At 67.8% G+C, this 12,291-nt stretch carries 13 protein-coding genes and 1 tRNA gene; 6 read left to right on the forward strand and 8 right to left on the reverse strand.

The window, feature by feature from the left end; all coding sequences use genetic code 11:
* Window positions 1-8: 8 nt before the first annotated feature.
* Genes ABDK56_RS04715 through ABDK56_RS04730 form a run of 4 tightly spaced genes read right to left on the reverse strand, consistent with a single transcriptional unit; the run spans window position 9 to window position 4,847 of the window.
* The gene (locus ABDK56_RS04715) at window positions 9-2,069 is read right to left on the reverse strand and encodes a 3-hydroxyacyl-CoA dehydrogenase NAD-binding domain-containing protein (RefSeq protein ID WP_349806984.1); all 2,061 of its coding nucleotides are present in this window, start codon (window positions 2,067-2,069) and stop codon (window positions 9-11) included.
* An 8-nt stretch (window positions 2,070-2,077) separates the two neighbouring features.
* Entirely contained in the window at window positions 2,078-2,830 is a 753-nt protein-coding gene (locus ABDK56_RS04720) for an SDR family NAD(P)-dependent oxidoreductase (RefSeq protein WP_349806985.1), read from the reverse strand.
* Window positions 2,827-3,606, reverse strand: coding sequence for an SDR family oxidoreductase (locus ABDK56_RS04725; RefSeq protein ID WP_349806986.1), 780 nt, complete (start codon window positions 3,604-3,606; stop codon window positions 2,827-2,829). The genes ABDK56_RS04720 and ABDK56_RS04725 overlap by 4 nt, the downstream gene beginning before the upstream one ends.
* On the reverse strand, window positions 3,603-4,847 hold the full coding sequence (locus tag ABDK56_RS04730; protein ID WP_349806987.1) for an acyl-CoA dehydrogenase family protein: 1,245 nt from the start codon (window positions 4,845-4,847) through the stop codon (window positions 3,603-3,605). The genes ABDK56_RS04725 and ABDK56_RS04730 overlap by 4 nt, the downstream gene beginning before the upstream one ends.
* A gap of 110 nt (window positions 4,848-4,957) precedes the next feature.
* Here ABDK56_RS04730 and ABDK56_RS04735 point away from each other — a divergent pair, with 110 nt between their 5' ends.
* The 3 genes from ABDK56_RS04735 to ABDK56_RS04745 all read left to right on the forward strand — a co-directional run bounded on the left by ABDK56_RS04735 (window position 4,958) and on the right by ABDK56_RS04745 (window position 8,010).
* Window positions 4,958-5,641 (forward strand): hypothetical protein, encoded by a 684-nt coding sequence (locus ABDK56_RS04735; protein WP_349806988.1) that lies wholly within the window; start codon window positions 4,958-4,960, stop codon window positions 5,639-5,641.
* Window positions 5,642-5,705: 64 nt separating this feature from the next.
* Window positions 5,706-6,875, forward strand: a complete 1,170-nt coding sequence (locus tag ABDK56_RS04740; protein ID WP_349806989.1) for an acyl-CoA dehydrogenase family protein — start codon at window positions 5,706-5,708, stop codon at window positions 6,873-6,875.
* Window positions 6,876-6,882: 7 nt separating this feature from the next.
* Window positions 6,883-8,010 carry an acyl-CoA dehydrogenase family protein gene (locus ABDK56_RS04745; protein WP_349807276.1) on the forward strand — a complete coding sequence of 376 codons (1,128 nt, stop codon included), beginning with the start codon at window positions 6,883-6,885 and terminating at the stop codon, window positions 8,008-8,010.
* On the opposite strand, the gene ABDK56_RS04750 is transcribed toward ABDK56_RS04745, so the two are convergent.
* Window positions 7,996-8,382, reverse strand: a complete 387-nt coding sequence (locus ABDK56_RS04750) for a PaaI family thioesterase (RefSeq protein ID WP_349806990.1) — start codon at window positions 8,380-8,382, stop codon at window positions 7,996-7,998. The genes ABDK56_RS04745 and ABDK56_RS04750 overlap by 15 nt on opposite strands.
* Before the next feature lie 19 nt (window positions 8,383-8,401).
* Window positions 8,402-8,551 carry a hypothetical protein gene (locus ABDK56_RS04755; protein ID WP_349806991.1) on the reverse strand — a complete coding sequence of 50 codons (150 nt, stop codon included), beginning with the start codon at window positions 8,549-8,551 and terminating at the stop codon, window positions 8,402-8,404.
* A 148-nt stretch (window positions 8,552-8,699) separates the two neighbouring features.
* On the opposite strand from ABDK56_RS04755, the gene purS reads away from it, so the two are divergent.
* Both purS and purQ read left to right on the forward strand, forming a co-directional pair.
* A complete protein-coding gene (gene purS, locus ABDK56_RS04760) occupies window positions 8,700-8,942 on the forward strand; it encodes a phosphoribosylformylglycinamidine synthase subunit PurS (RefSeq protein ID WP_349806992.1) in 243 nt (80 codons plus the stop codon).
* Window positions 8,939-9,607 carry a phosphoribosylformylglycinamidine synthase subunit PurQ gene (gene purQ, locus ABDK56_RS04765; protein ID WP_349806993.1) on the forward strand — a complete coding sequence of 223 codons (669 nt, stop codon included), beginning with the start codon at window positions 8,939-8,941 and terminating at the stop codon, window positions 9,605-9,607. The genes purS and purQ overlap by 4 nt, the downstream gene beginning before the upstream one ends.
* Here the strand turns inward: purQ and ABDK56_RS04770 are convergent.
* Window positions 9,572-9,955 carry a DoxX family protein gene (locus ABDK56_RS04770; RefSeq protein ID WP_349806994.1) on the reverse strand — a complete coding sequence of 128 codons (384 nt, stop codon included), beginning with the start codon at window positions 9,953-9,955 and terminating at the stop codon, window positions 9,572-9,574. The two genes, purQ and ABDK56_RS04770, sit on opposite strands and share 36 nt — an antisense overlap.
* 127 nt (window positions 9,956-10,082) lie before the next feature.
* Here ABDK56_RS04770 and ABDK56_RS04775 point away from each other — a divergent pair.
* A tRNA-Arg gene (locus ABDK56_RS04775) sits at window positions 10,083-10,159 on the forward strand.
* 63 nt (window positions 10,160-10,222) lie between these two features.
* Here ABDK56_RS04775 and ABDK56_RS04780 read toward each other — a convergent pair.
* Window positions 10,223-12,070, reverse strand: a complete 1,848-nt coding sequence (locus tag ABDK56_RS04780; protein WP_349806995.1) for a S8 family serine peptidase — start codon at window positions 12,068-12,070, stop codon at window positions 10,223-10,225.
* Between the last annotated feature and the right edge of the window lie 221 nt (window positions 12,071-12,291).

A 12,291-nucleotide genomic window follows, 5' to 3' on the forward strand; every position in this document is an offset into this window, starting at 1 on the left:
GTCTCCCTTCAGCGCGTGAACTTCTCATTGTTCCCGGCCTTGTCGAGCAATAACTTGCTGAACGTAAAATCGCTCCCCATCCGCGATTCCTGCGCCTCGAGGCCGTCGACGATCTTCTGCAGCCCCTCGCTGTCGGCCCAGAACATCGGGCCGCCGCGATAGACCGGCCAGCCGTAGCCATAGACCCAGACGACATCGATGTCGGACGCGCGCTGGGCCATGCCTTCCTCGAGGATTTTCGCGCCCTCGTTGACCATCGTGTAAAGCGTGCGCTGGACGATTTCCTCGTCGCTGATGTCGCGCTTCTCGACCCCCGACTTGGCGCGGAAATCGTCGATGATCTCCTGCACGCGCGGGCTGGGCGACGGTCGGCGCTTGTCGTCGTAATCGTAAAAGCCGGCCTGCTTCTTCTGGCCCCAGCGCCCCTCGGCGGCGAGCGCATCGCGGATGTTTTCGATCCGGGTCGGGTCGCGGTGCCAGCCGATGTCGACGCCCGCGAGGTCGGCCATCTGGAACGGGCCCATCGGCATGCCGAACTCGACATGGACGCGATCGACCTGCTCGGGCGTCGCGCCCTCCAGCAGCAGCTTGGTCGCCTCGACCTGGCGCGGCATCAGCATGCGGTTGCCGATGAAGCCGTGGCACACCCCGGCGACCACCGCGACCTTCTTGATCTTCTTGGCGAGCAGCATCGCGGTGACCAGCACGTCGGGCGCGGTTTTCGCCCCGCGCACGACTTCGAGCAGCTTCATCACGTTGGCGGGCGAGAAGAAGTGCAAGCCCACCACGTCCTCAGGCCGCTTGGTCACCGCCGCGATCTCGTCGATGTTGAGGTAGCTGGTGTTGCTGGCGAGGATCGCGCCCTGCTTCACCGTCGCGTCGAGGCGGGTGAAGATGTCCTTCTTGATCTCCATCTGCTCGAACACCGCCTCGATGATGAGGTCGCAATCGGCGAGCGCGGCGAAATCGAGCGTCGGGGTCAGCAGCCCCATCGCCTGCTCGACCTGGTCCGCGCTCATCCGGCCCTTGGCAGCCGTCGCCTCGTAATTCTTGCGCATGATGCCGGTGCCGCGGTCGAGCGCTTCCTGGTTCATCTCGAAGATCGTCACCGGGATTCCCGCCGACAGGAAGTTCATCGAGATGCCGCCGCCCATCGTCCCCGCGCCGATCACCCCGACCTTGGCGATCGTGCGCGGCCGGGTGTCCTCGGGGATGCCGTCGATCTTCGCCGCCTTGCGCTCGGCAAAGAAGAAATATTGCTGCGCCCTGGCCTGGAGCCCGCTCATCAGCTCCATGAACTTGGCGCGCTCGACCTGAACGCCCTCGGCATAGGGCTTGGCGGTCGCTGCCTCGATGCACTGGATGTTCGCTTCGGGCGCGTCGAAGCCGCGGAACTTGCGGGCGTTGGCCTTGCGGAAGTCGGCGAACACCGACGGGTCGACGCCGCTGACCTTGTCCTGCTTCTCGCTCGACTTCGGCAGCGGGCGAATGTCCTTCACTTCCTCGGCCATGGCGACCGCGTGCTGGAGGAGGTCGCCCTCGACGATCCGGTCGATCAGCCCCGCCTCGCTCGCCTCCTTCGCGCCGATCATCTTGCCGGTGGTCGCCATCTCGAGCGCCAGCGGCACGCCCGCGACGCGCGGTAGCCGCTGGGTGCCGCCCGCGCCGGGGAGGATGCCGAGCTTGACCTCGGGAACGCCGAACTTCGCGGTCTTGTCGGCGACGCGATAGTGCGAGGCGAGCGCGACCTCGAGCCCGCCGCCGAGCGCGGTGCCGTGGATCGCGGCGACCACCGGCTTGGTGCAATTCTCGATGATGTCGACCACGGTCGGCAGCATCTGTTCGAACGCCTTGGGGGTGCCGAACTCGCTGACGTCTGCGCCGGCGAAAAAGGTCTGTCCTTCGCAGCGGATCACCACCGCCTTGACCGCGTCATTGCCCTCGGCCTCTTCGATCGCCGCGACCAGCCCCCGCCGGACCGCGAGCCCGAGCGCGTTGACCGGCGGGTTGTTCGAGGTGACGACAAGAATGTCGTGGTGGATCTGGGTCGTGATGGGCCCACTGGTCATGGCATCGCTCATGTCGAAGTCCGTCCGTAGCTTTGGTGATTGAAAGGGTGCGAGGCCGACAGGCCGCCGTCGACGACGATCGCCTGCCCGTTGACGTAGCTGGCCTCGTCGCTGGCGAGGAACAGCGCGGCGTTGGCGATCTCGACGGGCTCGCCCCCGCGCTTCAAGGGATTGAGGTGGCCGATCGCCGCCTCCTGCCCCTTTTGGCGCGCGCGGTCGTAGATGAATTGGGTCATCCCCGTCTCGATAAGCCCCGGGCAGATCGCGTTGACCCGGATGTTCGCGCCCGCGAGCTGGGTCGCGGCGACCTTGACGAGGTTGATCACGCCCGCCTTCGACGCGCTGTAGGCCGGCCCGCCCGCGCCGCTGCGAAGCCCGGCGACCGAGGCGGTCGCGATGATCGACCCGCGTCCCTTCGCCTTCATCGCCGGCGCGGCATATTTGATCGCGAGGAACGGGCCGATCAGGTTGATCCGCAAGATCTCGGCCCAGGTCGCCGCGTCCTGCTCGAACAGGCTGTCGAACCCGCCCGACACGCCGGCGTTGGCGAAAAAGACGTCGAGCCCGCCATGATCGGCGACGACCTGCTCGACCAGCGCGCGGACCTGTTCCTCCTCGCCCGCGTCGCAGGCGACGTCGGCGCCCTTGAGGTCGGCGCCGACCACCGTCGCGCCTTCGCGGCGAAACAGCTCGACCGTGGCCGCGCCGATGCCCGACCCTGCGCCGGTGACGATCGCGATCTTGCCCGCCAGCCGGCTCACAGCCCGACCCCGATCGTGCTTCCCCCGTCGACGATCAGCGCCTGCCCGGTCATGAAGCTCGACGCGTCGCTGGCGAGGTAGACCGCCGCCCCCGCGATCTCGCGCGGCTCGCCGATCCGGCGCAGCGGGGTGGTGCGGGTGACGGCTTTCAGCGTGTCGGGATTTTCCCACAGCGCTCGGGCGAAATCGGTGCGGACGAGGCCGGGCGCGATGCAGTTGACCCGCACCCCCTTCGGCCCGAACTCGGCGGCGAGGTTGCGCGCCAGCTGGAAGTCGGCGGCCTTGGAGATGTTGTAGGCGCCGATCACGGTCGAGCTGGTCAGCCCGCCGATCGAGCTGACGATGACGATCGAGCCGTTCCCGCGTTCGAGCATCTCGGGCGCGACGAGCTGGACCAGCCAGTGGTTCGACAGGACGTTGTTGTCGAGGATCTTGCGGAACTGGTCGTCGGCGATCCCCGCCATCGGGCCGTAATAGGGGTTCGACGCGGCGTTGCAGACGAGGATGTCGATCCGGCCGAAGGCGGCTCGGCTTTGGGCAACGAGATGCTCCAGCGCCTCTTTCTCGGAAATGCTCGCGGCGATGGCGACCGCCGTGCCCTCGCCATGCGCGGCGTTGATCGCGGCGGCGACCTCCTCGCAGGCGTCCTGCTTGCGGCTCGAGATGACGACCTTCGCGCCCTGCTCCGCCAGTGCCTCGGCGATCGCCCTGCCGATTCCGCGCGACGAGCCGGTGACGATCGCGACCTTGCCGGTCAGGTCGAACAGCCCACTCAAGCGCCGGCCCCGTGCTTGGCGAACTCGGCGAGCGCGATACTGCGATTGTGCACCTCGTCGGGCCCGTCGGCGAGGCGCAGCGTGCGGATGCCCGCATAGCTGTGCGCCAGCGGCGTGTCCTGCGACACGCCCGCGCCGCCGAACGCCTGGATCGCGTCGTCGATCACCTTGAGCGCCATGCGCGGGGCCTTGACCTTGATCATCGCGATCTCGGCCTTCGCCGCCTTGTTGCCCGCCTTGTCCATCATGTCGGCGGCCTTGAGACACAGCAGCCGGGTGCAGTCGATCTCGATCCGCGCCTCGGCGACGCGCTGTTCCCACACGCTGTGCGCGGCGATCGGCTTGCCGAAAGCGACGCGCGACTGGAGCCGCGCGCACATCAGCTCGAGCGATTCCTCGGCGGCGCCGATGGTGCGCATGCAGTGCTGGATGCGGCCCGGCCCGAGCCGTCCCTGCGCGATCTCGAACCCGCGGCCCTCGCCGAGCAGCAGGTTGGCGGCGGGGACGCGCACGTCGTTCAGCGCGATTTCCATGTGGCCGTGCGGTGCGTCGTCATAGCCGAATACGCTGAGGTGGCGCTCGATCGTGATCCCCGGCGCATCGAGCGGGACGAGGATCATCGACTGCTGCTGGTGCTTGCGCGCCTCGGTGTCGGTCTTGCCCATCAGGATCGCGACCTTGCAGCGCGGGTCGCCCGCGCCCGAGCTCCACCATTTGCGGCCGTTGATGACGTAATCGTCGCCGTCGCGGTCGATCCGGCATTCGATGTTGGTCGCGTCCGAGCTTGCGACCCCCGGCTCGGTCATGAGGAAGGCGCTGCGGATTTCGCCGCGCATCAGCGGGGCAAGCCACTGCTCCTTCTGTTCGCGGGTGCCGTAGCGGTGGAGCACCTCCATATTGCCGGTATCGGGGGCCGAGCAGTTGAACGCCTCGGCCGACCAGAGGATTCGTCCCATCTCCTCGGCGCACAGCGCATATTCGAGGTTGGTCAGTTGCTCGCCCTCGAACGCGAAGCTCTCGTCGGCATGGGCGAGCGCGCCGCCCGGCGGCATGAACAGGTTCCAAAGCCCCGCCCCGCGCGCCTTGGGCTTGAGGTCCTCGATGACCGGCAGGACCTTCCAGCGATCCCCGCTGGCCTGCTGCAGATGATAGTCGCCGACTCGTGGGCGGACCTGCGAATCGATGAACGCTTTCACCTTGTCGCGGAAGAAAGCCTGCCGTTCCGTAAGGTCAAAATCCACCGGTCTCTCCTGCCCGCGAACGCCGCCTCGGTTGCGTGTCGAAACCGGCTAGGACGAGCGCAGCGACAGGGCAAGGGGAACGGGCTTCGCTCGCCGCGGGTTCAGCCCGCATGACCCGGATGACGCTCCTTTCCGCCACGCTGCTGCTCGGCGCTTGCCACTCGCCCGTCCAGCCCGACCAGCTGGGAAACCAGGCCAATGCCGATACCAAGACCGTGCTCCCGGCCACGCCCGACGTGAACAGCGTCGGCCCGGTCGCCAACGACCTCTCGCCCGAGGCGCGGATCGGACGCGCGCAAGGTCGCCAGGGAACCACTCCCGTCCCCGTCCCGATCCCGGGCTTGCCTGGCACGCCGGCGCGGCCCGACGCGAACCCGCCGCCGCCGCATATGGACCCCGACGCGCCCCCTCCGCCCGGCGAAAAGACCGCCGCGGGCGCGGCGCGCCGGCTGCTCGAATATTGCGACGCGGTGGCGACTAAGCGGTATCGCGACGCCTACGCGTTGTGGGACGGCGGCGGAAAGGCGACCGGCATGACGCTGGGCCAGTTCAGCGACAGCTTCGCCAAGTACCGTGCCTACGACTGCCACATCGGCAATCCGGGCCCGATGGAGGGCGCGGCGGGCTCGTCCTACATCACCGTCCCGCTGCAGGTCACCGGCAACCTGTCGAGGGGCGGCGGCTTCACGCTCGAAGGGCCGATCACCATGCGCCGGGTCAACGACGTGCCCGGATCGAGCGCCGAGCAGCGCCGCTGGCACATCACCCATTCGGGCCTCAAACCCCGCCCCTAGGGAAAGCGCGGCATTTGACCTGCCGGGCGCGGGCGACAAGATGGGGATCGAGAGGACGACTCCGATGACCGATCTTGAACGCTTCCGCGCCGACACCCGCGCCTGGCTCGAAGCGAACTGCCCGCCCGAGATGCGGAAGCCGATGAAGAGCGAAAAGGACGCCTGTTGGGGCGGGCGGCATTTCGTCTTCCAGTCGGATGCGCAGCGCGACTGGCTGAGGGTCATGGGCGAGCGCGGCTGGACCGTTCCCGACTGGCCGAAGGACTATGGCGGCGGCGGACTGACCCCGCCCGAGGCCAAGGTGCTCAAGGAAGAAATGGCGGCGATCGGCGCGCGGCCGCCGCTCACCAGCTTCGGCATATCGATGCTCGGGCCGGCGCTGCTCAAATATGGCACCGAGGCGCAGAAGAAGCGCTTCCTCCCCGAGATCGCGCGCGGCGAGATCCGCTGGTGTCAGGGCTATAGCGAGCCGGGCGCGGGCAGCGACCTCGCGGGGCTTCAGACCAAGGCCGAAGAAGCTTTTGATGAGGATCGGGGCGACTACTGGTTGGTCAACGGGCAAAAGGTGTGGACCAGCTACGCCGACCAGGCCGACTGGATCTTCTGCCTCGTCCGCACCTCCAGCGAGAGCAAGCACGGCGGGATCAGCTTCCTCTTGTTCGACATGGAGAGCCCCGGCGTCTCGACCAAGCCGATCCTGCTGATCAGCGGCTATTCGCCCTTCTGCGAAACCTTCTTCGACGATGTGAAGGTCCCCAAGGACCAGGTCGTCGGCGAGGTCGACAAGGGCTGGGACGTCGCCAAATATCTGCTCGGCCACGAACGCGAGATGATCAGCGGCATGGGGCTCGGCGGGGCCAAGCTGACGCTCGGCGAAAGCGTCGGTCCGGTCGACGACCCGCTGCTCGCCGCCGAAATCGCCGACTTCGACGTCGACGCGCTCGCCTTCGCCGCCATGAGCGAGAAGTTCATCGACGAGCTGAAGGCCGGACAAGCGCACCCGGCGATGCCGAGCATGATGAAATATGCCGGCACCGAGCTCAACAAGCGCCGCCACGAGCTGGCGATGGCGGCGGGCGGGTCGGACGCGCTCGAATGGGACAGCGACCGGTCGAACGGCGGCAAGGCGGCGCGTGACTGGCTTCGCACCAAGGCCAATTCGATCGAGGGCGGCACCAGCGAGATCCAGCTCGGCATCGTCGCCAAGCATATCCTTCGACTGCCGGGGGCGTGAGCCGATGATGATCCTGACCGACGACCAGCGGATGCTCCACGACACCGTCGCGCCGTTCATGGCCGACGAGGGGGCGATTCGGACCCAGCTTCGCCACTGGCGCGACATCGGCTGCAAGGACGGGTTCGGCCACGGGCTGTGGAAGCAGTTCGCCGAGCTCGGGCTGACCGGCATGCTGGTCCCCGAGGCCGAGGGCGGCGCGGGTCTCGGGCAGGTCGAGGCGAACCTCGTGCTCGAGGAAGTGGGGCGCAACCTCACCCCCTCCCCCTTCCTCACGACCGCGGTGGCGGCGGTGCGCGCGCTCCAGGGCAGCGCGCAGGCCGCGCGCTGGTTTCCCGGTATCGCCGCGGGCGAGACCGTTGCCGCGCTGGCGGTCGACGAAGGACGCCACCACGACCCGGCGCGCACCGCGATGCGCGCCGAGCGGCAGGGCAACGGCTTCGTGCTCGACGGCGCCAAGCAGTTCGTCGTCCACGGCGCGAGCGCGGACCTGCTGCTGGTCGCGGCGCGGACCGGCGGGTCGGCGGGCGAGATCGACGGCATGACCCTGTTCGCGGTGCCCAAGGGCGCGGCGGGGCTGACAATTGAGAACGTCGCGCTGGCCGATTCGTCGAAGGCGGCGCGGATCGGCTTCGAGCGCGTGGCGGTCGATGCCTACGCGGTGGTCGGCGAGGTCGACGGCGGCTGGGCGCCGCTGTCGCGCGCGCTCGATGCCGGGCGCGCCGGCGCGGCAGCCGAGCTGGTCGGCGTCGCCGCCGGCGCGGCGGCGATGACCTTCGACTATCTTCGGCAGCGCAAGCAGTTCGGGCGGCTGATCGGCGAGTTCCAGGCGCTCCAGCATCGCGCCGCGCACCTTTACGGCGAGATCGAGATCGCGCGCGCCGCGACGATGAAGGCGGCGCAGCTGCTCGATTCCAACGACCCGCGCGCGGCGCTGATGACCGCGGTGGCCAAGGCCAAGGCGGGCAAGGTCGCGCGGCTCGCGGTGCAGGAGGGCGTCCAGATGCACGGCGGGATCGGCATGACCGACGAGCATGACATCGGCCTTTATATGAAACGGCAGGCGGTGCTCGACGAGCTGTTCGGCGGCCCGCGCTTTCACGCCGGCGAGGTCGGGCGGCTAGGCCGCGGCTGACGCGCGTTCGACGAGAAAGTTGATCCGCGCCGCGGCGATCGGCCGCGCCGGGTCGTGCTGCCAGGCGATCGCCTCGACATTGGCGATCCGCTTGCCGAGCCGCTCGACCGTCCCCTTCGCGCTGGTCTGGCCGTGGCGCGCCGCGCCGCCGCGCATATAGTCGACCGTGACGCTGATCGGCTTGAGGCTCGCGGGCTCGTCGCCGAGCGCGGCCTTCAGCGCCTCGAACGCAGCGAATTCGAGCAGCCCCGCGATCGCCCCGCCGTGGAGGAAGCCCGGCCGGCCGAGCACGTCGTCGTGGAACGGCATCGTCACCAGCCCGTCGCTCATCGAGAGGCGCAGCAGCTTGGCATAGGGAGGCAGGTCGGTCATCGCCGACCGCCCTAGCCGATCAGCCCTTGCTCTTGTAGCCGCAGACCGCGCCGAGGACGTAGGCGGTGACCAGCGCGAGCTGGACCTTGCCGTCGGCATCGTCCCAGCCGAAATATTGCGCGCCCCAGCCGAACAGCGCGACGAACATGGCGGCGGCCAGCGGAACCATCGAACAACCCTTCCCCACGGCCCCGGAGCGAGTCCCGGCAACCGTCGCCGATTGTCCGCCCAAATGGTAAATGGATGGTGAAGCTTGTCGTTTTGCGGCGTCGGCGTCATAGGGGCGCGCATCGCCATTCCTGCCCGAGGAGCCCCCGATGAAAGCCCGCGTGTTCGTCACCTTGAAGCCCGGCGTGCTCGACCCGCAGGGCAAGGCGATCCACCATGCGCTCGAGGGTCTCGGGTTCGACGGGGTCGCCGACGTCCGCGCGGGCAAGCTGATCGAGCTCGACCTCGCCGACGGGACCGACGACGAGACGATCGCCGAGATGTGCCGCAAGCTGCTCGCCAACACGGTGATCGAGAATTTCCGCATCGAGCGGCTGGAGCCCGCCGCGTGAGCGCGGCGGTCATCGTCTTTCCCGGCAGCAACTGCGACCGCGACCTTGCCGTCGCCATTCGCGAAGTGACCGGCCGCGCCCCGGCGATGGTCTGGCACCGCGACAGCGCGCTCCCCACCGGCACCGACTTTATCGCCGTCCCCGGCGGCTTTTCGTACGGCGACTACCTTCGCTCGGGGGCGATGGCGGCACGCTCGCCGATCATGCGCGCCGTCGCCGAGGCGGCGGGCAAGGGCGTTCCGGTGCTCGGCATCTGCAACGGCTTCCAGGTGCTGACCGAGGCGGGGCTGCTGCCCGGCGCGCTGATGCGCAACGCGGGGCTCCACTTCGTCTGCCGAACGGTGGGCCTCAAGGTCGAGAACAGCCAGTCGCTGTTCACCAGCCGCTACCGCGCGGGCGAGGAAATCGCGGTGCCGGTCGCGCACCACGACGGCAATTTCCAGGCCGACGCGGCGACGCTCGACCGGCTCGAGGGTGAGGGCCGGGTGGCTTTCCGCTATACCGAAGAGGTCAACGGCTCGGCGCGGTCGATTGCCGGGATCCTCAACGACGCGGGCAACGTGCTCGGCATGATGCCACATCCCGAGCGGGTGATCGAAGCCGCGCACGGCGGCACCGACGGCCGCCGGCTATTCGACGGACTGGTCGAAGGCCTGCTCGCCTGACCGGCGCTGGAGTGCGATCAGGACGACCAGCAAAGCCGCGATCACGAGCGTGTGAATGACGTCCCCGTGAAGGACGAGCAACTGCGCGACGAAGGCGCCGACGTCGACCAGCAGCAGCGTCAACGCACCGAGCGTCGAGCTGCGCGGCACGAGGATCGCGATCCCGCCGGCGAGCTCGAGAAGCCCGGTCAGGTAGCGAAAGCCCTGCCCAAGGCCGACCTTGTCGAATTCGGCGACCATCATCGGCTGTCCGCTAAGCTTCATCGCCGCCGCCGCGAGGAACGCGAGGCCGAGGAAGAGGCGAAGCACCCAGATCGCGATCGACTTGCCGGTGGAGCGCTTGGTCATCAGGATTTCCATTTTCTGTCGTTGGATGATGCGAAGCGGCGGACTTGGGGCCTTCGCAATCGCGCCTCAAGAAACAAATATGTGACCTTGCCCGCCCTTTCCGGCCCCCGCATAAGCGCCGCTGCGCGCGCCCGTAGCTCAGCTGGATAGAGCACGTGCCTTCTAAGCTCGTGGTCGCAGGTTCGAATCCTGCCGGGCGCGCCAGTTTCGAGCGAGCTGACCTATTGAAAAATTTGCCGGAATCCCGCCAAACGCGACGAAAGTCGTTCAATGCGTCCTCGCCCATTCGACCGCATTTGCGGGGTGGAGTAGGGCTAGGCCATCGTCACCCTTGGTAGCGGTCGACCGCAACGCTTGCGAAAGTTGGACGGCGGACAGCCGCGGATTGACGGCCAGCATTTGGGCGGCCGCCCGAACGACGAGGGGGGCCGCCTCGGAGGTGCCCTTGCCGTGCGTGGCACCGCCCCCCGGCGTTCTCACCGGCACGCCATTGCCCCAGGCGTAGATCGAAACGCTGTCGCCGAAGGTGCTGAAGTCGCTGATCGTACCATCCGGCTCCGCGGCGCCGACCACCAACAGATTCGGCGCCACGATCGATTGCGGCGATGAGGCCAGGATGACGTCGCTCTGGTTGCTGTTGCCCGCTCCCGTCACGAACAGAATATCCGGCGATTCCGCGATGACCCGACGCAGCGCCGCATCCGCCTTTGCGAACAATGCCTTTCCGCGCTCGACGGCTCGCGAATGGTCGGTTTCGCCGCCGACCTCCTGAAGGTTCTGCGCGATCTCCGCGGCGGTAATGCCCCAGCTGAGGTTGGCGACGCGCACACCGGCCGCTCGCATCCGCGCTCCTGCCCGATCGATCGCCGCGACCCATCGATCGATCTGTCCCTCGTCGAGCGGCACGGCCGTGGGATCATAGCCAAACGGCAAGGCGAAGACGTTGTAGAGACGGACGTAAGGCGCGCCGTCCGCAATCTCGCTGGCGAGCTTGGTCCCATGATTGCGGATCCCGACCTCGTTCCACAGCAGGTCGTCGTTGGTCTGCGCCTCGACATCAGCCTCGCGCGCGCGCTTTGCCATGAAGCCGGCTTCGGGGGTGCCGAGGCCCAATTCCATGTCGTCGTTGCCCTTGTGGAGCGTCATTTGCATGTCGAGTTGCCTCGCCAATAGCGGCGAGGGAGGCGGTAAGGACGCGGCAATCGGACGCAGGCGATAGTCGAGCGTCGGGCCGTTCCAGTCATCGACGACGCCGTTGCGATCATTATCCTGGCCGTCGACCGGCTCGGCCGGATCATGTGCGAGCTGCCCGGGAAACAGGTTCGGATCGTAGCCGCTGTCCCAGATTGCCACGACGACGGGAGAGGCGTGCGAAAATGCCGTCGCAGCGGGTTCGCGCGCGTTCCAAATGTTGGTGGCGGCGTGGCGCGGATCCGCAAGCCACGTTCGAAGCATTTCACTCACCGCCGACCGGCAGGCCGGTATGGCTGCGGCGGTTGCGCGGCTTCGCGCCAGGCGAAGGGCCTGCAGCAGGGTCACGCGGCCATGATTGGCAACTGCTATCGGATCGATCGACGCTTTGATCGACCCGACCAACAAGGCGCGACTAGTGGTTTCGAATTGCGCGTATCGAGCGATCGCCTCTCCCCTTGCGACGGCTGGCGGAACGGAATCCAGCCGGCGGGCGAGGAGCGCTGCTCCCCGACCGCAATCAGGGGGAGCGCCGCCTCGATCGACGGCCGCGGCGAACTCGTAAGGCAGGAGGTCGAAGGCACGCTGGCGTGGCTTGACGCCCGCCGCTCGCGCTTCCTCGACCAGCACCATCGCGTCCTTCGGCCGGTTTTGCAGGATGGCGATCGCGGCCAATCCCGCGATCAGATCGTTGGCGAGGACATTGTCTTCAATCCTCACCGTTTGCCGCAGATGCTCCACGTCCTCGCGGAGCGAAGGGACCGTCTCCGTCAGGAACCGATTCGATTGGAAGGCGACGCTCGGCAAGCCGCCAACAACATATTGCTTTGCGGGCAATTCCGCGGGTCCCCGGACGACGACCATTTTCGGCGGTGGCCCGTTGCCGGCAAGCATCGCGAAGGCCAGCCAAGCGAACAACCGCATCCTATCCCCCTCCGCCCCGGTTGGAATGAGAGAGCGAAGCGGGGTTCCAGAGTCAATGTTACTGACCCGGCAGACGCTGCGAGCCCTCAGCGCCTGGCGCGAAGATCTGACCGTAGTTGGCGGTGGCCATAAGCGGTCTACCGGACTAAAGGCGCCCCAAGAGAGCGGGTCCGGCGGGACCGCGAGTCGCGCGACAAGCCGCGGTTCAGTCCGGCCACCAG

This window comes from Sphingomonas sp. ASV193, assembly GCF_040203355.1.
GTDB lineage: Bacteria > Pseudomonadota > Alphaproteobacteria > Sphingomonadales > Sphingomonadaceae > Sphingomicrobium.